The 18512-nt window shown below is 38.3% G+C and carries 19 protein-coding genes; 15 read left to right on the top strand and 4 right to left on the bottom strand.

The genetic code is table 11. The annotated features are described in order from the left end of the window. Positions 1-125 precede the first annotated feature (125 nt). Together dapA and smpB are read left to right on the top strand one after the other, a co-directional pair. A complete protein-coding gene (dapA, locus tag ACFILA_RS01475) occupies positions 126-1010 on the top strand; it encodes a 4-hydroxy-tetrahydrodipicolinate synthase (RefSeq protein WP_375660520.1) in 885 nt (294 codons plus the stop codon). 18 nt (positions 1011-1028) lie between these two features. Next, on the top strand, positions 1029-1505 hold the full coding sequence (gene smpB / locus ACFILA_RS01470; protein ID WP_012231306.1) for an SsrA-binding protein SmpB: 477 nt from the start codon (positions 1029-1031) through the stop codon (positions 1503-1505). 48 nt (positions 1506-1553) lie between these two features. On the opposite strand, the gene ACFILA_RS01465 is transcribed toward smpB, so the two are convergent. After that, a complete protein-coding gene (locus ACFILA_RS01465) occupies positions 1554-2222 on the bottom strand; it encodes a uracil-DNA glycosylase (protein WP_375630891.1) in 669 nt (222 codons plus the stop codon). A 568-nt stretch (positions 2223-2790) separates the two neighbouring features. On the opposite strand from ACFILA_RS01465, the gene rpoZ reads away from it, so the two are divergent. The 11 genes from rpoZ to panB all read left to right on the top strand — a co-directional run bounded on the left by rpoZ (position 2791) and on the right by panB (position 12218). Continuing rightward, positions 2791-3189 (top strand): DNA-directed RNA polymerase subunit omega, encoded by a 399-nt coding sequence (gene rpoZ / locus ACFILA_RS01460; RefSeq protein WP_273791104.1) that lies wholly within the window; start codon positions 2791-2793, stop codon positions 3187-3189. Positions 3190-3317: 128 nt separating this feature from the next. After that, positions 3318-5543, top strand: a complete 2226-nt coding sequence (locus tag ACFILA_RS01455) for a bifunctional (p)ppGpp synthetase/guanosine-3',5'-bis(diphosphate) 3'-pyrophosphohydrolase (protein ID WP_273791103.1) — start codon at positions 3318-3320, stop codon at positions 5541-5543. Between the two features lie 16 nt (positions 5544-5559). After that, positions 5560-6138 carry an orotate phosphoribosyltransferase gene (pyrE, locus tag ACFILA_RS01450; protein WP_273791120.1) on the top strand — a complete coding sequence of 193 codons (579 nt, stop codon included), beginning with the start codon at positions 5560-5562 and terminating at the stop codon, positions 6136-6138. Positions 6139-6232: 94 nt separating this feature from the next. Continuing rightward, a complete protein-coding gene (locus tag ACFILA_RS01445; RefSeq protein WP_375630786.1) occupies positions 6233-6841 on the top strand; it encodes a DUF2062 domain-containing protein in 609 nt (202 codons plus the stop codon). Positions 6842-6868: 27 nt separating this feature from the next. After that, a complete protein-coding gene (acpS, locus tag ACFILA_RS01440; RefSeq protein ID WP_273791101.1) occupies positions 6869-7270 on the top strand; it encodes a holo-ACP synthase in 402 nt (133 codons plus the stop codon). A gap of 80 nt (positions 7271-7350) precedes the next feature. After that, the gene (gene lepB, locus ACFILA_RS01435) at positions 7351-8163 is read left to right on the top strand and encodes a signal peptidase I (RefSeq protein WP_273791100.1); all 813 of its coding nucleotides are present in this window, start codon (positions 7351-7353) and stop codon (positions 8161-8163) included. After that, positions 8144-8851 carry a ribonuclease III gene (gene rnc / locus ACFILA_RS01430; RefSeq protein WP_273791099.1) on the top strand — a complete coding sequence of 236 codons (708 nt, stop codon included), beginning with the start codon at positions 8144-8146 and terminating at the stop codon, positions 8849-8851. Before lepB ends, rnc begins: the two co-directional genes overlap by 20 nt. Continuing rightward, a complete protein-coding gene (gene era, locus ACFILA_RS01425; RefSeq protein ID WP_273791098.1) occupies positions 8844-9749 on the top strand; it encodes a GTPase Era in 906 nt (301 codons plus the stop codon). Before rnc ends, era begins: the two co-directional genes overlap by 8 nt. Before the next feature lie 26 nt (positions 9750-9775). Beyond that, entirely contained in the window at positions 9776-10522 is a 747-nt protein-coding gene (gene recO, locus ACFILA_RS01420) for a DNA repair protein RecO (protein WP_273791097.1), read from the top strand. Positions 10523-10545: 23 nt separating this feature from the next. Beyond that, the gene (gene panC, locus ACFILA_RS01415) at positions 10546-11406 is read left to right on the top strand and encodes a pantoate--beta-alanine ligase (protein ID WP_375660519.1); all 861 of its coding nucleotides are present in this window, start codon (positions 10546-10548) and stop codon (positions 11404-11406) included. Beyond that, a complete protein-coding gene (panB, locus tag ACFILA_RS01410; RefSeq protein WP_375660518.1) occupies positions 11403-12218 on the top strand; it encodes a 3-methyl-2-oxobutanoate hydroxymethyltransferase in 816 nt (271 codons plus the stop codon). The genes panC and panB overlap by 4 nt, the downstream gene beginning before the upstream one ends. A 592-nt stretch (positions 12219-12810) precedes the next feature. Here the strand turns inward: panB and ACFILA_RS01400 are convergent. Continuing rightward, positions 12811-13428, bottom strand: a complete 618-nt coding sequence (locus tag ACFILA_RS01400) for a YfbR-like 5'-deoxynucleotidase (protein ID WP_375630780.1) — start codon at positions 13426-13428, stop codon at positions 12811-12813. Continuing rightward, positions 13421-14293, bottom strand: coding sequence for a YgfZ/GcvT domain-containing protein (locus ACFILA_RS01395; protein ID WP_375659939.1), 873 nt, complete (start codon positions 14291-14293; stop codon positions 13421-13423). The genes ACFILA_RS01400 and ACFILA_RS01395 overlap by 8 nt, the downstream gene beginning before the upstream one ends. A gap of 64 nt (positions 14294-14357) precedes the next feature. On the opposite strand from ACFILA_RS01395, the gene ACFILA_RS01390 reads away from it, so the two are divergent. After that, entirely contained in the window at positions 14358-15686 is a 1329-nt protein-coding gene (locus tag ACFILA_RS01390) for a dihydroorotase (protein ID WP_375630776.1), read from the top strand. A gap of 419 nt (positions 15687-16105) precedes the next feature. Here the strand turns inward: ACFILA_RS01390 and ACFILA_RS01385 are convergent, their stop codons facing one another. Next, positions 16106-16474 carry a TIGR02301 family protein gene (locus ACFILA_RS01385; protein WP_375657721.1) on the bottom strand — a complete coding sequence of 123 codons (369 nt, stop codon included), beginning with the start codon at positions 16472-16474 and terminating at the stop codon, positions 16106-16108. Positions 16475-16972: 498 nt separating this feature from the next. Between ACFILA_RS01385 and cysS the strand changes: the two genes are divergently transcribed. Then, positions 16973-18481: a cysteine--tRNA ligase gene (cysS, locus tag ACFILA_RS01380; protein WP_375660517.1), complete on the top strand. Its 1509-nt coding sequence runs from the start codon at positions 16973-16975 to the stop codon at positions 18479-18481. Positions 18482-18512 lie beyond the last annotated feature (31 nt).

Genomic DNA, 18512 nt, shown 5'->3' with positions numbered 1-18512 from the left:
TTCATCTTATGAGGGCTTTTTTTGAAATTCATCTTGCTTCAATGATAGAGCAAGATTATGCTCTATTTAAAATTTATAAAAGGCGATTATAAAAAAATAAAAGCAAACATTATAGGGAGTTTATCATGCTCAAGGGAGCTATAACTGCGCTTATCACACCGTTTGATAACAAGGGCGCAATTGATGAGAAGGCGTTTTGTGATTTTGTTGAATGGCAGATCACACAAGGGATTAACGGTGTAAGCCCTGTTGGGACAACAGGTGAATCAGCAACGTTAAGTCATGAAGAACATAAGCGGATTATAGAATTGTGTGTTGAGCAGGTTGCAAAGCGTGTTCCTGTTGTTGCTGGAGCGGGATCAAATAGCACAAGCGAGGCTGTAGAGCTTGCACAATACGCGCAAAAAGCTGGTGCAGATGCAGTTTTGGTTGTCACTCCCTATTATAATAAACCAAATCAATCTGGTTTATATAAGCATTTTTCTTCCATTGCCAAAGCTGTTTCTATTCCGATTATAATTTATAATATTCCTGGTCGTTCTATTATCGATATGGCTATAGAAACGATGAAAGACCTTTATCAAGATTTTAACAATATCATTGGTGTTAAGGATGCAACGAGCAGAATTGAGCGCGTTAGTGAACAAAGTGAAAAGTGTGGAAAAGATTTTGTGCAGCTTTCCGGTGATGATTGTACGGCGTTAGGTTTTAATGCACATGGAGGTATGGGGTGTATTTCAGTTTCCTCCAATGTTGCTCCGAAGCTTTGTGCAGAACTTCAAGCAGCTTGTTTTCGTGGTGATTATAAAACAGCACGAGAATTAAATGATCGCTTGATGCCTCTTAATCGTGCTGTGTTTATTGAACCTAGTCCAGCAGGTATTAAATATGCTGCTGCAAAATTAGGATTTTGTGGTGATACTGTGCGTTCTCCTATTGTTCCATTAACAGAAAGAACAAAGAAGATTATTGATGCAGCCCTCAGTCATGCTGGTCTTTTAAAAGCATAAAATGATATTGACAAAGCCATGAATAAAAAAAAGAACGCGCCCGTACGGAAAATAATTGCTGACAATCGTAAAGCACGTTTTAATTTTGAAATCCTTAATAATCTCGAGGCTGGTCTTGTCCTTCAGGGAGCGGAAGTGAAGTCCTTACGTTCTAATCATGCCAATATTGCTGAAAGCTATGCGAGTTTTGAGAATGGGGAATTATGGTTAGTAAACAGCTATATTCCTGAATATACGCAGGCTAATCGTTTTAATCATGAACCACGACGTTTGCGCAAATTATTACTTTCAAAACGTGAGATGGCACGTTTTTTTAATGCAACGTCTCGTGAAGGAATGACACTTGTTCCTCTCAAACTTTATTTTAATGAACGAGGGCGCGTTAAGTTGGAGATCGCTCTAGCGCGGGGGAAAAAGCTTCATGATAAGCGCGAAACGGAAAAAAAACGTGATTGGGGACGTGAAAAAGCAAGACTTTTAAAAAGATATGGATGATGGATGCAATTTCGATATTCTTTATTTATAGCACTTTTTAAAACAGTTTTAGCATTGATCTAAGTATGTTTTTGCTGCTTGAAAGATTTGGTGAAACATGGCGTCTGTCAAGCGCCCAGTATTTGTATTATAACGAGAACAGTGATAGCTCGAAAAGATGCGTAATCTGCCGATGTTATTGATTTCACCATGTCCAAAAGGGTGAGATAAAACTTTTGCATTAAGGGCACGTATCGTTGAATGGTGCGCAATGGTGCCTAAGGTAATAACGGCTTTAAGTTTGGGAAGATTTGTTAAAAGAGGTGAGAAGAAATAGCGGCACGTGTTAATTTCTGCACCGGTGGGTTTATTTTCTGGTGGAACGCAACGAACAGAGTTAACGATTGCTGCATCAATAAGTTCAAGAGTATCATCAGCTCTTTCTTCAAAGGTTCCTTGGGCAAAACCAAACTTTTTTAAAGTTGAATAAAGTAAGTGCCCAGCATAATCACCAGTAAATGGACGTCCAGTTCGATTTGCTCCGCGCAATCCAGGAGCAAGCCCAACAATAAGAAGGCGTGTTGTGTCTGGCCCTTTATAAGGAAAGAATGGGCGCACCGGTGCGTTATACCAACTTGGTTCTTTTACACGCCAGCCAGCGATAAATTGATGAAGCCTAGGACATAAATTGCAATTTTGGGGTGGTTCTGGGCAAAGTGATGTTAATTGGCTATTCATGGTGTTAGGCATTAATCGTTTTTCTATTTTTTTGAGTCTTTTATAGCGTATATGACGGGTTATGTTTTGATAAACAATCTATAATGAATATAAATAAACTTTTTTAGAAGAAAGTTTAATATAAACTTATTGCTAATTATTGTGTAAGAGGTCATCTTTCAGTAATTTATTCGATGAATAAGAGTGCAATACACATGATGTTCAAAGAAAAAAAGTTTTCTCTTTAGATAAAGATATTATCATAAAAAGTATGCGTAAGGCTGCCGTTATTGCAAAGGATTTTAAATAGCTGGTATTCCTTTTAAAAGGATGAATACTCCAGACAAGTATTTTGTCAAGAAAGACCGTCCTTTGTTTGAAGTCAATCTATTGGAATGCTTTTACGAGAAACTTTGATAACGAGCATGAATAGGTTATACATTTTTATAAATTTTCCAAGAATTTTCTTAAATAAGTTCTTTAATCAAAAAATATAAAAGTTTGTGTTGTTTTTCTTGTGTTTTATTTTGATTATTGTATATACTCCTTTATCCGCTATTAAATTTTTTTATTTGAGAAAGAGGCATAAATGGCCCGCGTAACGGTAGAAGATTGTATTGATAAAGTTGACAACCGCTTTGAGTTGGTACTTTTAGCAGGTCATCGGGCGCGTCAGATTTCACAAGGAGCGCAGATTACGGTTGATCGCGATAATGATAAAAATCCAGTTGTTGCTTTGCGTGAAATAGCAGAAGAAACATTGTCGCCTGCTGATTTAAAGGAAGACCTTATTCATTCGCTGCAAAAGCATGTGGAAGTAGATGAGCCAGAAATGGCAAGTGAATTTATTACCCATTCAGGTGAAGCTGAAAGTGTTTTTAATACGTCATCGCAAGAAGAAGGTACTTCATTTGATCATATGTCAGAAGAAGAGCTTTTAGCGGGTATTGAAGGTTTGGTTGTTCCAGAAAAAAGTGACGATTATTAATTGCAGCAATTTATGTTACAGGAGTAAAGATACTTTGTCATGTGAGGAGCAATTATTTTTCGTGTCTTTTATTAATAGGACGTGTTCAATAAAGATTAGGGGTGTGAAAAGATAAAGGATATGCTCGTATGATGCGTCAGTGTGAGCTTGTTGGACGTGTTCAACGTTACAAGTCTGACGTAGATGAGGCTCTTTTAAACAGGGCCTATGATTATGCAATGAAAAAGCATGCGCATCAAAAGCGTGCGTCAGGTGATCTTTATTTTTCTCATCCTTTAGAAGTTGCTGCTATTTTGACAGATATGCGGTTGGACGAGGCAACGATTGCTGTTGCTCTTTTGCATGATACAATTGAAGATACAAGCGCTACACGAGCAGAAATTGATCAGCTTTTTGGTTCTGAAATTGGGAAGTTGGTTGAAGGGCTTACAAAGCTTAATAAGCTTGATCTTGTATCAAAGAAAGCCGTACAGGCAGAAAATCTTCGTAAACTTCTTATTGCTATTTCTGATGATGTTCGTGTTCTTTTAGTCAAACTTGCTGACCGTCTTCATAATATGCGTACCCTTGGTGTTATGCGTGATGATAAACGTCGGCGAATTGCTGAAGAGACGATGGATATCTATGCGCCACTTGCAGGCCGTATGGGTATGCAGGATATGCGTGAGGAATTAGAGGATCTCTCTTTCTTTTATTTAAATCCAGAAGGTTATCGTACGATTACCAATCGACTTTCTGAATTATTGAAACACAACCGTGATTTGCTTTCCACAATTGAAAATGAATTGACAAAACTTTTTTTGGAGCATGGCATTAAAGCAGATGTTAAAAGCCGTCAGAAAAAATCTTATTCAGTCTTTCGCAAAATGGAAAGTAAAGCATTATCTTTTGAACAATTATCGGATATTTTTGGATTTCGTGTGATTGTTGAGTCCGTGAATGATTGTTATCGTGCTCTTGGTGTCATTCATACGACATGGCCAATGGTTCCTGGTCGTTTCAAAGATTATATCTCTATACCAAAGCAAAATGATTATCGTTCTATTCATACAACAATTGTTGGCCCTTCAAGACAACGTGTTGAGTTGCAAATTAGAACGGCTGCTATGGATGAAGTTGCTGAATATGGGGTTGCTGCTCATTCCATATATAAAGAGCGCGGTTCCAATTATTCGACTGTGAAGTTATCAAGTGAAACGAATGCCTATGCATGGTTGCGTCAAACGATACAATCTTTGTCTGATGGAGATAATCCAGAAGAGTTTTTAGAACATACAAAACTTGAGCTTTTTCAAGACCAAGTTTTTTGTTTTACGCCGAAAGGTCGATTAATTGCTTTTCCTAAAGGAGCTACGCCTATTGATTTTGCTTATGCCGTCCATACAGATATCGGTGATTCTTGTGTGGGTGTAAAAATCAATGGTCGTATTATGCCTTTAATGACCAAATTAAAAAATGGTGATGAGGTTGATATTATTCGCTCACACGCTCAAATTCCGCCAGCAGCATGGGAATTTCTTGTTGTCACAGGTAAAGCACGTTCAGCTATTCGACGAGCAAGTCGTGCAGCGGTACGTAAACAATATTCGGGTTTAGGATATCGTATTCTCGAGCGTTCATTTGAATATATGGGAAAGCAATTTTCAAAAGACCTTTTGAAGAAAGTTTTGCCACGTTTAGCACGTAAAGATGTAGAGGATGTATTGGCTGCTGTTGGGCGTGGAGAGCTGTTTTCCGCTGATGTGATTAAAGCGGTTTATCCTGATTATCAAGATCACCGTGTGGTACAAAAGTCATCTTTTAGGCCTGGGGAAGAAGGTTGGTTTAATATTGAAAATGCTCAAGGTATGATTTTTAAAGTTCCAGAAAATGAAAAGAATGCAAAGGTCGAGAATCATCAATCTAAAGCATTGCCTATTAGAGGAACCCATGGAGATATACCCGTACGTTTTTCACCGGAAGGAGCAGTACCTGGAGATCGGATTGTTGGTATTATGCAGCCAGGAGCTGGGATCGTTATTTATCCAATACAGTCTTCAGCTTTGATGGCGTATGATGATCAGCCAGAACGATGGATTGATGTTCGCTGGGATATTGATGCCCAAATGAATGAACGTTTTCCTGCACGGATGAATATTTTGGTTGTAAATAGTCCTGGTTCTTTGGCTGAAATTACACAAATAATTTCTGCTAACGATGCCAATATCCAAAATTTATCTTTTATCCGTACAGCACCAGATTTTACAGAAATTATGATTGATTTGGAAGTGTGGGATTTAAAACATTTGAATCGTATTTTTTCTCAATTAAAAAAGGCAGGTTCAGTAAGTACAGTACGGCGGGTTCATGGATAAAAAGAAAGATTTAGCAATGAATACACAAGATGTCATTGATATTTTTAAACAAGCAGATGCTATTCTAGAAGGGCATTTTATTTTAACATCGGGGCGCCATAGTGCGACTTATATGCAAAAAGCGAAAGTATTCATGCATGCTGACTTGACAGAAAAGTTATGTCGTGGATTGGCTGAAAAAATTAAAAAATCTATCGAGGAAAAAATTGATTATGTTGTTGGGCCCGCAATTGGCGGTCTTATTCCTTCCTATGAAACTTCACGTCACCTTGGTGTTCCTTCTCTTTGGGTAGAGCGTGTAAATGGCATCTTTGAATTGCGTCGTTTTGAAATCAAGAAGGGTGCACGGGTTGTTATTGTTGAAGATATTGTGACAACGGGTCTTTCCATTCGTGAGACTGTTGAAGCGCTTGTTGCAGCAGGAGCAGAGGTATTGGCCAGTGCATGTATTCTTGATCGTTCTGGTGGTAAGGTCAATGTTGGAGTTCCATTGATTGCGCTTGCTGAATACGAGATAACCTCTTATGCTAGTGATGCTCTTCCTGCAGAGCTTTCTGTTCTTCCAGCGATTAAACCAGGCAGTCGAAATATTTAATTGTCTTTCTATTTTTTTTTGTGCAAAAGCTTAAAAAGATTAATTTGGATGATATAGGTTATTTCATTATCAAAAGATGTATATTGAGAGTCATATGCTTTTTCGTCGTCGAGAACCAATAGATTTTGTAACGCGTATTCGACTTTGGTTATGGCCACGTCGTTCATTTTCTCGCTCATTTTGCTACATATATAAACGTATTTTGCGTATATCAGCAACACCGCATGAAGTAGCATTAGGGGTTGCTGTTGGCATTTTTTTAGCTTGTTCCCCTTTCTTTGGGCTGCATATTATTTTGGCAATATTTTTTTCTTGGCTTTTGCGTGCAAACTTTGCTGCCGCAATCATTGGGACGATTTTTTCTAATCCACTCACATTTTTATTGATTATCATGGCTGATTATAAAGTAGGGTACTTTTGTTTATCACTTTTTAGCGATGTCAAAGAGATTTCTCTTTCGCAAATTCGTGCTCTATTTAATGGTTTGACATTGTCAAATCTCTCTCTCCTCTTTAAAGGCGCATGGGACACAATTATGAGTCCTATGATTTTAGGTGGAACTCTTTTAGGTATTGTTTTTGGTGGTTTATCTTATATAGGTGTTTACAGAGCAACGGTTCGTTTTAAACAAAAGCGATATCAAAAGATTATAAAAAAAAGGCGTTTAAAGAAGCGTTCATCGCCTGTATTAAAACAGAAATAAATTTGAGAAAGATCGGGTTAATATCTTATGATTATTGGTCTTGGAAATGATCTGGTTGATATACGACGTATTGAGAAAATGTTGGTTCGTTATGGTGAGCGTTTTATCCAACGTATTTTTACGGATATTGAAAAAAATAGATCTGAAAATCTCAAAAAAAGCTCCTCTTCCTATGCAAAAAGATTTGCTGCTAAAGAAGCATGTGCTAAAGCCTTAGGAACGGGAATCGCTTGTGGTATCAATTGGAAAGACATGGGGGTAGTTAATTTGCCATCTGGTAAACCAATAATGCAATTAACAAATCGTGCGCAAATGCAACTTCAAAAGTTATTACCTCCTCATCATGATGCAGTTATTCATCTTAGCATAACAGATGATTTTCCTTGGGCACAGGCATTTATTATTATCGAAGCACTTCCACGTGGATAGATGGCGTGAGAGATTGTGCTTTTGTTATTTGAATATTATGATGAAAAAAAATTATATCTGTGATGAGAAGGCAGTTGGTGATGATCCAAAAAGATAAAGTGCATAAAAAAGAAAAAAAAGGTGGGATTCGTGAATTTATTTCTGTTTTAGTACAGGCTCTGCTTTTAGCAGCGTTTATTCGGACACTTTTTTTCCAGCCGTTTAGTATTCCTTCCGGTTCAATGCGTCCTACTTTGTTGGTGGGAGATTATCTGTTTGTTTCTAAGTATGCATATGGGTATTCTCATTTTTCCATCCCCTTTTCTCCCCCTCTTTTTTCTGGACGGATTTGGGCATCTCAACCTCAACGTGGAGATGTGGTCGTTTTTCGCTTACCAAGTAATCCGAAGATTGATTATATAAAACGCGTTGTTGGACTACCAGGTGATCGTATACAAGTCCGTCAAAGTGTTCTTTATATTAATGATGAGGCTGTTTCACGTCACTTTATGGGGGAGATTAATAATTCTGATATAACAGAGGTTAACTATCCTGTTGAGGTTTATCGCGAGACAATGCCTAACGGTGTCAGTTATGATACACTTGATTTAGCTTTCATCCCGAAAGTTGATGATACAAAAGTTTTTGAAGTTCCTCAAGGACATTATTTTATGATGGGAGATAACCGCGACAATTCAGATGATAGTCGTTTAGATGTAGGCTATGTTCCAGAAGAAAATCTTATTGGTCGCGCGAGCGTGATTTTCTTTTCTATCAGTAACGGTTCAAGTGCTTGGCAGATTTGGCGCTGGCCATTTGATGTGCGTTGGAAACGTTTGTTTTCTTTCATAAATACGGTTCATGATTTGCCGCTTATCAAGCAAGGAAACAACGATGAAACGTCTCATGATTGATCAGCTTTTCAAGCTGACGGGGCATCGTTTTAAAGATGAAGAGAGGTTAACGAAGGCATTAACACATTCGAGTGTACAAGATTCGGAACAGGGAAATTATGAACGACTAGAGTTTTTAGGGGATCGGGTTTTAGGGCTTTTGATTGCGGAAATGCTGTATCAACTTTTTCCTCAGGCAAGTGAAGGTGAATTATCAGTCCGTTTGAATCATCTTGTCAATGCGCAGACATGTGCTGATATTGCGCGTGAAATGAGGCTTCCTGATATGATCCGTGTTGGTTTTGAGATGAAAAATTTCGAGGGGCGTCGACTTATCAATATGCATGCAGATGTCGTGGAAGCTTTGATTGCCGTGATATATCTCGATGGAGGATTGGAAAGTGTTCGCCCTTTTATTCAAAAATATTGGCAAAGTCGGGCAAAGAAAATGGATGCTGGTCGACGTGATGCCAAGACAGAATTACAAGAATGGGCGCATATCCAAGGCAATGCACAACCACATTATCAGGTTATCAAACGTTCAGGTCCCGATCACGATCCTGTTTTTATGGTAGAGGTCAGTATTTCTGGGTTTGCTTCAGAGATTGGGCAGGGAAGCTCCAAAAGATATGCCGAAAGAATGGCAGCTGAAAAAATTTTGCGACGAGAGGGTGTATGGAAAACAGTGGGAAAAAATGATCATGAGTGACGTTATGAAAACGCGTTCTGGATTTGTTGTGCTTATTGGGATGCCTAATGCCGGTAAATCGACACTGGTTAATCAATTGGTTGGAACAAAGGTTTCAATTGTAACGCATAAGGTACAAACAACACGAACTTTAATCCGCGGTATTGTCATTCATGATGATGTGCAAATTGTGTTGGTCGATACACCGGGTGTTTTTCGTCCCCATAAGCGCTTAGAACGAGCCATGGTCTCTGCTGCTTGGGGAGGGGCTAAGAGCGCTGATGTTCTACTCGTTTTAATCGACGCTCAAAATGGTCTTTCGGATGAAGTTGATATGATGTTAGATATTGTAAACAATCTGAAACAAGAAAAAGTTCTTGTTCTTAATAAGGTTGATACAGTTGTTAAATCATCTCTTCTAGCGTTAACCACTAAAATAAATGAACGTGTAAAGTTTGCGCAAACATTTATGATTTCTGCTCTAAACGGTTCTGGTTGCAAGGATTTACTGCATGCGTTGAGTAATATGATGCAGGAGGGGCCATGGTATTATCCGGAAGATCAAATTTCTGATATGCCCATGCGTCATCTTGCTGCTGAAATTACGCGTGAAAAACTTTTTCTTCGTCTCCATGATGAACTTCCTTATTCCTCAACGGTTGAAACAGAAAGCTGGGAAGAGCGTTCAGATGGTTCCGTTAAAATTAATCAAGTTATTTATGTCGAGCGTGAGAGTCAGAAAAAAATTGTCTTAGGAGCAAAAGGCGATACAATTAAAGCGATTGGACAAGCAGCACGTAAAGAACTCATGGAAATTATGGATCAAAAGGTTCATCTTTTTCTCTTTGTGAAAGTGCGCGATAATTGGGATACCGATCCAGAACGTTATCGCGAAATGGGATTGGATTTTTTAAAATAAGATTTTAAAAAAATAATTAAAGTAAAATGAAGTGGAAAGAACAAGCCGTTATTCTTGGTACACGCCAATATGGTGAAACAAGTGTTATTCTTGAGATTATGACACGTGAACATGGTCGTTATATGGGGGTGGTAAAAGGGGGGCGGTCGCGTCGTATGGCAGCTCTTCTTCAACCTGGAAATTTTGTGGAGGCTGAATGGTGGGCTCGTTTAGACGAACATTTGGGACTTTTTCGGCTTGAAGCTCTTGATTTACATGCGGCACGATTAATCTGTCTACCAGAAGCACTTTATGCTTTGCAATTGATAGCTTTTCATTTGCGGCTTCTTCCCGAACGTGATCCGCACCCCATTTTATATGATATTTTACACCTTTTTATGCAGAATTTTGATGAACCATTTGTAAATGCAGAATTGCTTGTACGTTTTGAAATGCGGCTTCTTGAAGAACTTGGTTTTGGTCTTGATTTATCTTGTTGTGCTGCAACAGGTCGTCAGGAAAGGCTTCATTACGTATCACCAAAATCTGGACGGGCTGTCTGTGAAGAAGCAGGGGAACCTTGGAAAAAAAAGCTTCTCATTCTACCACAGTTTCTTGTACAAAGAACGACTCGTCCTGCTGATTTTAGTGACATAATAAATGGTTTTATACTGACGGGTTTTTTTCTTATGCGTCATGTCTGGGAGCCACGAGATATAAAGCAGCCGTCAGTGCGCATGAATATGATACAATTGTTTGAGCGCCAATTTGGTGTGCAGGCATTAATTGGTTGATCTGATGATAATTGAATGGGAAAATGAGAATTTTAAAGACAATTGCTGAAGTCCGCCAATATACTTCAGAGGAACGACGTTTAGGTTTTTCGATTGGTTTTGTTCCAACAATGGGGGCATTGCATGATGGCCATCTTGCATTAGTACAGTATGCAAGAGCAATGTGTGATCGCGTAGTGGTTTCTATTTTTGTCAATCCAAAGCAATTTGGACCTCAAGAAGATTTTTCTCAATATCCAAGAGATTTGAAGGGCGATTGTGCTTTGTTAAAAGAAGCAGGTGTTGAATGTGTTTTTGCTCCTTCTGTAGATGAAATGTGGCCACTGGGGAATGATACAATTGTACAAGTGAAAAAATTATCACGTATTTTGATGGGAAAATTACGTCCGGGGCATTTTTGTGGTGTAACAAGCGTTGTTGCTAAACTTTTTAACATTGTCCAACCAGATAAGGCTTTTTTTGGGGAAAAGGATTTTCAACAAATTTTAATTATTCGGCGTATGGTTGAAGATTTGGCTTTTCCTATTGAAATCGTTGGAGTTCCTATTCTACGGGAGTCAGATGGTGTAGCTTGTTCTTCACGCAATCAGCTTTTAACATTAGAAGATCGTAAAGCTGCCAAAATTATTCCTGAAAGTGGAAAAGCTGCTGAAAAGCTTTATCATGAAGGTGAACGGTCGGTTGATAAATTATGCAAAACTGTTCGTGATATTTTACAACAAGAAACGCGTGCAATCATTGAAGCGATAGATTTACGGGATATGGAAACTTTATGCATGGTTAAAGGAACATTGAATAAACCGGCGGTTTTACTCCTTACTGTCCGCTTTGGTGAGGTAAGGCTGATTGATCAATATATATTGCAAGAGAAGAGTGGAAAATGAGTGTACATAAAACCGTAAAGCGTATAACATCTTCCGAAATACGTGCAAGAAAGGGACAACAGCCAATTGTTTCTTTAACAGCTTATCAAGCTTATACTGCGCGGATTGCTGATCCATATTGCGATATCCTTTTGGTTGGTGATAGCGTTGGGATGGTTGTGTATGGGTTTGAGACAACGCTTCCTGTTAATTTAGATATGATGATTTCACACGGGAAAGCCGTGGTGCGTGGATCTCAAAAAGCTCTTGTTGTTATTGATATGCCTTTTGGTTCTTATGAGGAAAGTCCAGAGCAAGCTTTTTTAAATGCATCGCGCATTCTTGCACAAACGGGGTGTGGTGCAGTTAAGCTTGAAGGGGGCGTTTATATAGCCGAAACAATAGATTTTTTGTGTAAACGTGGCATTCCAGTGATGGGGCATATCGGTCTTACACCCCAAGCAATGAATCGTTTTGGTGGTTTTAAAACACAAGGACGCAAGGAGAGTGATTGGCAAAGAATTGAAGCAGATGGAGCAGCGATTGAAGAGGCAGGTGCTTTTGCTGTTGTTTTAGAAGCAATGGTCGAACCTTTAGCGGTGAAACTGACAAATAAGCTTTCTATCCCTACGATCGGTATAGGGGCGTCCAATCAATGTGATGGGCAAGTATTGGTTATGGAAGATATGTTGGGCTATGGTTCTCATGTGCCAAAATTTGTACGCCGTTATGGAGACCTTGAACAAGCCATGGAAACTGCAATAAAGAATTATGCAGAGGATGTCACATCTCGTGCTTTCCCAGCGGATAATGAAGTTTATAAACTAAAATAAACTTCAGTTTAAGATGAAAGGTTTGACAAGAGAACATTTGTTATTTTGATAATGAATGTGCATTTTTGATATATTTTGTATGCAATTTGAACTGTGATTTTTTCCATTTCTTTAATGAAGTCACGCTTCTCATGCAAAACAGAACGCCATTGGGTCGCTAATTCACGTGCTTTTTTAAAGAAAGCTTTCTTAAGGTACCCAATCCTATTTCGCGACGGCGTTCGTGAATAGTATAGTGGTAAGTCCCTTATGAAGTGTATAAAATTTATAGAGCACTCCCGTCTTTACGCTTCATAAGAGAGCAAGCCGGCATCATCACGCACTTTGCCAATTTTCAATGTTGCGACAGCGCTTAGCACTTGAGATAGTTCATAAGAGGCATTTTAATTCTTTCTTTAAAAAGTTTTATCTACACGCCAGCCCCACTTGTGGTGTGCAAGAGAATGATTTTGATTGATTCAATATAAACAGATTTGAAATGAGTGAAGCTTACGATATTAGGAGCTCTCATTCAAAATGAAAAAACAATGAATTATTATTATAAGTCAGTGTGATGATTCTGTAATGACAAGGAATCAACAATGCGAAGAGTCTATAATCTTTGGGCATCCAAGTCATTAAAGCGCGTTAAAAATGCGTTTTCAATGTGTTGTGTAGAATAGGGGGATAAATTAAGATCATCGGGTAGAATATTATTGGGAGAGCCAAAATAGCGAAGGGCTTCTTCTGTATTAAATCCAGCAAGCGTAATCGCTTCATAATAGGCAGCAATACGGTCGGCTTGTTTAATTTTTTTTAAAAGTTTTTGAGAAAGATCAACGGGAAGAGAAAAGCGCATGTGGATAGCATCTTGGATGCGTTTTTCAACGCGTTCATATTGTTTTCCTATGACAGCTTTAAAAGGGGAAATCATATCGCCGATGACATATTCTGGAGCATCATGAAGAAGGGCATAAAGACATTCGTTGCTTCCCGATTGTGGAAAAAGTTTTTGAAATATTTGTTCAACCAAAAGTGAATGTTGTGCAACAGAATAGGCATGCTCTCCTCGTGTTTGACCGTTCCAACGTGCCACGCGAGAAAGTCCATGGGCAATATCTTCAATTTCAACATCAAAAGGAGAAGGGTTGAGAAGATCAAGTCGCCTTCCAGAGAGCATTCTTTGCCAAGCGCGGGCTTCTCCATTTTTTAATAATTCAGCTTTAGCCATGAGTGTTTTCTATAGTATTTTCAGGAAAGGTAAAATTCATATTTTCAGCAATGCTTATAGTGACAGGAATGTTTTTTACAGTAAAGGGGATGTTATGATCCATAGCATCTTTGACGTGGTCAATACGCATTAAAGCAAGAGCCTCATTTTCTACACATGTTCCCAAGTAGCCAATTACTTTTGTTTCTGCTTCAATGCTAGATTGAGGGGTTAATTCACACTGGCCTTTTACAATAAAAATACGGCGACGTGCTGCACGGCGGTGGTGCATTCGTGAAACAATTTCTTGTCCAATATAACATCCTTTATTGAATGCAAGTCCATTGATTTGATCGTAATTAATATCATGAGGAAAGACTTTGCCAACTTCATAGTCTTGACCACTTTCCGCAATTGCATAACGGATACGCAATCGATTCCATGTGTCATGATATTCTGAAGTTAAAAAAGGTTTTTTGCTATAGATTCGTATTATTTTTTCTTGTTGTGGGAAGCGTTTATCAACAAAACTTGAATCAAAATTTAAAGAATCTGATTCATTATTCAAAGAAACTGTAACAAGCTCTTGGAATGGTTGTGTAATTTCTACTTTTTTGCGCAGCTTATAGAGCAACAGACGCTTATGGAGCGTATCAGCTAAAGGCATCCTGATATCAATCAGGTAACCATCTTCTTTTTTTCCGATAAGAAAATCAGCAAGAACCTTTCCTTGTGGGGATAAAAGGGCTCCAGGGAAAAGTTCCTGTGGACTGATTTTTTTTACATCTGTCGTGATCAGGGATTGTAGAAAATCTGTTGCTTCTTCGCCTGTAATTTGAATAAGCCCGCGGTTTTTTAAGCAAATGGCATTTTGTTTTTTAATCATGGTTCTTGCCTTTCTGCTCAAAGTTACATAATCGATAAGTGAGCAATATGTAAGGAGCGTGGTTATGTTTAAAACATTTGATACAATTTTTAAAGGTGCAACACTTGTGAATCATGATGGAAGAAGCAAGCGTGATATTGGTATTACAAATGGTCGTATTGCTGAAATAGGCGACCTTACATGTGCATCGGCTAGTGAGGTCATTGATTGTACGGGGCTTCATATTTTACCAGGAATTATTGATAGCCAAGTGCATTTTCGTGAACCAGGAAATGAATATAAGGAGGATTTGGAAAGTGGCTCGTATTCTGCTGTGTTAGGGGGGGTTACGGCAGTTTTTGAAATGCCTAATACCAGTCCATTAACAACATCAGAAGAAACATTAAGCGATAAGGTTAAACGCGCATTTCATCGAATGCATTGTGATTTTGCATTTTGGGTTGGAGGAACGCGTGAAAATGCTCATGAATTGTCTGAATTAGAAAGACTTCCTGGTGCGGCTGGAATTAAAGTCTTTATGGGGTCCTCTACCGGTGATCTTTTGGTTGATGATGATGAAAGTGTACGCCTTATTTTGAAGAATACACGCCGTCGTGCGGCTTTTCATTCTGAAGATGAGGCGAGGCTCAAAGAGCGTAAAATATTGCGTATTGAAGGTGATGCATCGTCACATCCGATTTGGCGTGATGAAGTTGCGGCATTAAAATGTACGCAGCGTTTGGTAAAAATTGCTCATGAGACGAAGGCTCGCATTCATGTGTTACATCTTTCGACAGAAGAAGAAATTGATTTTCTAAAAAAACATAAGGATGTTGCAACAATTGAAGTGACACAACATCATTTGACACTCACGGCTGATGATTATAAGAAGTTTGGTACATTAATTCAGATGAATCCGCCTATTCGTGAATTGCGCCACCGTGAAGCTCTTTGGTACGGTGTTCAACAAGGAATAATTGATGTCTTAGGCTCAGATCATGCGCCTCATACTCTTGAAGAAAAACTTCAACCTTATCCCTCTTCACCTTCAGGTATGACAGGCGTGCAAACAACAGCAGCAATTATGTTGACACATGTGAATGCAGGAAAAATATCTCTTGAACGTTTTGTTGATCTCACTTCACATGGCCCTAGTCGTATTTTTGGTATAAGCTGTAAAGGGCGCATTGCTGTTGGGTTTGATGCTGATTTAACCATTGTTGATCTTAAGAGAGAAGAAATTATTACGAATAGCTTAATTGGTTCTCGCGCCGGTTGGACACCTTATGATGGTCAAAAAGTTAAAGGTTGGCCTGTTGGGACTATTATCCGTGGTATGCGCGTTATGTGGGAAGGTGAAATTGTCACACCTTCACAAGGAGAGCCTGTTAAATTTATGGAAACTTTGGTGTAAACAGATTAAAATTATAAGTATGCCGTAAAATACCATCCTTTAGAGTGGTGATATAGGGTATGTCAGCCTCTTTGATACATAAGTGTTTTTTTAATGCGTGGTGAATATTCTTAGGCTTGTTTGTAGAAACTATGCAGCAAATTACATGCGTTAGAAGCCAAGAGGAACCTTGTTCAACAAGAACCTAGATTATTTACAGAGCAAATTTAGTTAAAAATCTTCGTCCTTTGAGGTGTGGGGAGGAAGCCAAAGAGCGATTTTGTATGGGGAAAAAGGCGCTCATACGAATAAAAGCGTATCGAGACATTATTCTTTAAACGTCTCTCTATTTTCAGAGCTGGTTTATTGCTCCCCGCATTTGTGAAAGGAGTATCATTGATACCGCTAAAATTGAGAGAGATACTTTTTGTATAGATTAATTATTTATAATGCATGAGGAGGTTTTCAGATAAAGTTCTTCCTTCCTCAATGTATCTTTGATTGGCTTCAATGGCTTCTTGTGTACAATGATGATAATTTTCTGAGAAAGCACGATACGCTTCATTAAACGCTTCATAAAAATAAGCACGTCTTTGTGGAATGGGGTGTTCTGCTTCAATCAGTGCATTCATATAGTCATACCATTGGTTTGTTGGAGGCTCGCAAAGATTTTGGAGAGAATGCAATGATCCCAAAATTTCTGCTAGTCGGAGTAATTTTTTTTCATAAGGTGGAGATTGTTGTGCAAAGGTTGGCATTGAAATGACAAGAAATATTAAAATAATGATGTTCATCAATCTATTACGCATTATTTTTATTGCTTTCTTTGAATAAAACTCTGTAAAGATAAAATAATTTTGTCATGAGAACGGTGTAAAAAATAGAGTTGATTGCTACATTATTCTCAATTATTGATTATAAAATATAGGGCGTAAGAGATAGTAAGGAACCCATTGTGGAATATTGAAAATACTGATGAAGCTTTGTGTAGTTTAAAATTTAAGATTTTCTTTCTGCAAACTATCTATTTTTCACATAGATTTATATTGTATTACCTATAGAATTTTTTCTAAGCTCGTTTTCTTTAAGGAGGGAAAGCATTTCTAATGATAGAACGCTTTTGTCCAATCAAATAAAATAGATTATTTTTATGATAAATGATGGATACAGCCGTGAATACAATGGGAAAATGGTAAGAAGAATTTACTATAAGATAAAAGTTTTTAGCCTAAACAGCGTAATACAATAATTTGAGATAAGATACATCTAAAAGGATCGGTGCATAATATCGTTCATGGAGTCAATAAATGAAAGAGTTGCGATTTTATAATACGCTGACACGTAAAAAAGAAAATTTTACACCAATAGATGCGACAAGAGTACGTCTTTATGTTTGTGGTCCGACAGTTTATGATTATGCGCATATAGGAAATGCACGCCCTGTCATTGTTTTTGATATTTTATTTCGTTTATTGCGTCATGTTTATGGTAATGAGCATGTTCTATATGCACGTAATATTACAGATGTTGATGATAAAATTAATGCACGAGCAGCTTGCGAATATCCAAACTTGTCATTGAATGATGCTATTCGTCAATTAACAGAACGTACATATTCTCAGTTTCAGCAAGATACAATAGCACTTGGTTGTCTTTTGCCAACCAGCCAGCCGCGCGCAACCGAGCATTTAGAGGAAATGCGCTCTTTAATTGAAAGATTGCTTGAAAAGGGGCACGCTTATAAAGCGGAAAATCATATATTGTTTTCTGTAAGTAGCATAAAAAATCCTCCCCATTATGGGGCATTTGCAAATCGTTCTTTAGATGAAATGAGGGCGGGGGCGCGTATCGATGTTGCTGCTTATAAAAGGGAAGAGATGGATTTTGTTTTATGGAAGCCTTCTGTGGAAGGAGAACCAGGTTGGGAATCACCGGGCGGAATTCCTGTTTTAGGTCGTCCAGGTTGGCATATTGAATGTTCTGCAATGTCAATGGCAAAGTTATTAGCGCCCTATGGCGGTGGTTTAACCTGTGATGATCCGACCGCCAATGTTTTTGATATCCATGGTGGTGGAATTGATTTAATTTTTCCTCATCATGAAAATGAGATTGCACAAAGTTGTTCAGCTTTTGGGACGGAGCGAATGGCTAATTTTTGGATGCATAATGGTTTTTTACAAGTTGAAGGCAAAAAGATGTCGAAAAGCTTTGGCAATTTCATAACTATTCGTTCTGTTTTAGAGAATAATTTTTTGGAGCTTAATGGTATTTTAACCGATGAAATGAAGCAAAATTGGGCTGGTTTGTCTGCGCGTTTTTCGATGTTGCAAACGCATTATCGTGAACCATTAAATTGGACTGCACAGCGTTTAATACAATCGAGCAGCGAACTGTATCGTTGGTATAAATGGCTTCGCAGCAAAAAGAGTGAGATGAAAAACAATGAAGCAATTGATGATACTTTGATAGATGCACTTAGTGATGATCTTAATACTCCAAAAGCACTGACTCTTTTGCGAAAATTTTATAAGGAAGGAAATGCTTTGGCTCTTGTAAATGGAATGAATTTATTAGGACTGTTAAGACAAGAATGGATTAAAGAAATAGATTGCCCATTATTTATAAGAAAAACTTTCCTTGATACAAAATTTATTGATCAGCGCATTGCCGAAAGACTAAGACTTATCCATAATAAAGAGTGGGAAGCTGCGGATACAATTCGTGATGAGCTTGCAGCCGAGGGGGTTCTTTTAAAAGACAGTAAGGATCCGCAGAGTGGTGAGCGCATAACTGTGTGGGAAATAAAGCGACACTAATGTCTCTATTCCAGCAGCTCCATAAAAAAGG

Source organism: Bartonella sp. CL71SXKL, assembly GCF_042194935.1.
In the GTDB taxonomy this organism is placed as follows: Bacteria; Pseudomonadota; Alphaproteobacteria; order Rhizobiales; family Rhizobiaceae; genus Bartonella.
Note: the sequence above shows the minus strand (reverse complement) of the source record. Positions and strands in the feature narration are given on the sequence as shown.

Bases quoted from the DNA above. Each gene is read 5' to 3' on its own strand.
- smpB (WP_012231306.1), top strand. From the start codon at position 1,029: ATGAATAAAAAAAAGAACGCGCCCGTACGGAAAATAATTGCTGACAAT.
- ACFILA_RS01400 (WP_375630780.1), bottom strand. From the start codon at position 13,428: ATGGCTAAAGCTGAATTATTAAAAAATGGAGAAGCCCGCGCTTGGCAA.
- panB (WP_375660518.1), top strand. From the start codon at position 11,403: ATGAGTGTACATAAAACCGTAAAGCGTATAACATCTTCCGAAATACGT.
- ACFILA_RS01395 (WP_375659939.1), bottom strand. From the start codon at position 14,293: ATGATTAAAAAACAAAATGCCATTTGCTTAAAAAACCGCGGGCTTATT.
- recO (WP_273791097.1), top strand. From the start codon at position 9,776: ATGAAGTGGAAAGAACAAGCCGTTATTCTTGGTACACGCCAATATGGT.
- ACFILA_RS01390 (WP_375630776.1), top strand. From the start codon at position 14,358: ATGTTTAAAACATTTGATACAATTTTTAAAGGTGCAACACTTGTGAAT.
- dapA (WP_375660520.1), top strand. From the start codon at position 126: ATGCTCAAGGGAGCTATAACTGCGCTTATCACACCGTTTGATAACAAG.
- ACFILA_RS01465 (WP_375630891.1), bottom strand. From the start codon at position 2,222: ATGAATAGCCAATTAACATCACTTTGCCCAGAACCACCCCAAAATTGC.
- cysS (WP_375660517.1), top strand. From the start codon at position 16,973: ATGAAAGAGTTGCGATTTTATAATACGCTGACACGTAAAAAAGAAAAT.
- pyrE (WP_273791120.1), top strand. From the start codon at position 5,560: ATGAATACACAAGATGTCATTGATATTTTTAAACAAGCAGATGCTATT.
- acpS (WP_273791101.1), top strand. From the start codon at position 6,869: ATGATTATTGGTCTTGGAAATGATCTGGTTGATATACGACGTATTGAG.
- rnc (WP_273791099.1), top strand. From the start codon at position 8,144: ATGAAACGTCTCATGATTGATCAGCTTTTCAAGCTGACGGGGCATCGT.
- ACFILA_RS01385 (WP_375657721.1), bottom strand. From the start codon at position 16,474: ATGCGTAATAGATTGATGAACATCATTATTTTAATATTTCTTGTCATT.
- panC (WP_375660519.1), top strand. From the start codon at position 10,546: ATGAGAATTTTAAAGACAATTGCTGAAGTCCGCCAATATACTTCAGAG.
- rpoZ (WP_273791104.1), top strand. From the start codon at position 2,791: ATGGCCCGCGTAACGGTAGAAGATTGTATTGATAAAGTTGACAACCGC.
- era (WP_273791098.1), top strand. From the start codon at position 8,844: ATGAGTGACGTTATGAAAACGCGTTCTGGATTTGTTGTGCTTATTGGG.
- lepB (WP_273791100.1), top strand. From the start codon at position 7,351: ATGATCCAAAAAGATAAAGTGCATAAAAAAGAAAAAAAAGGTGGGATT.
- ACFILA_RS01445 (WP_375630786.1), top strand. From the start codon at position 6,233: ATGCTTTTTCGTCGTCGAGAACCAATAGATTTTGTAACGCGTATTCGA.
- ACFILA_RS01455 (WP_273791103.1), top strand. From the start codon at position 3,318: ATGATGCGTCAGTGTGAGCTTGTTGGACGTGTTCAACGTTACAAGTCT.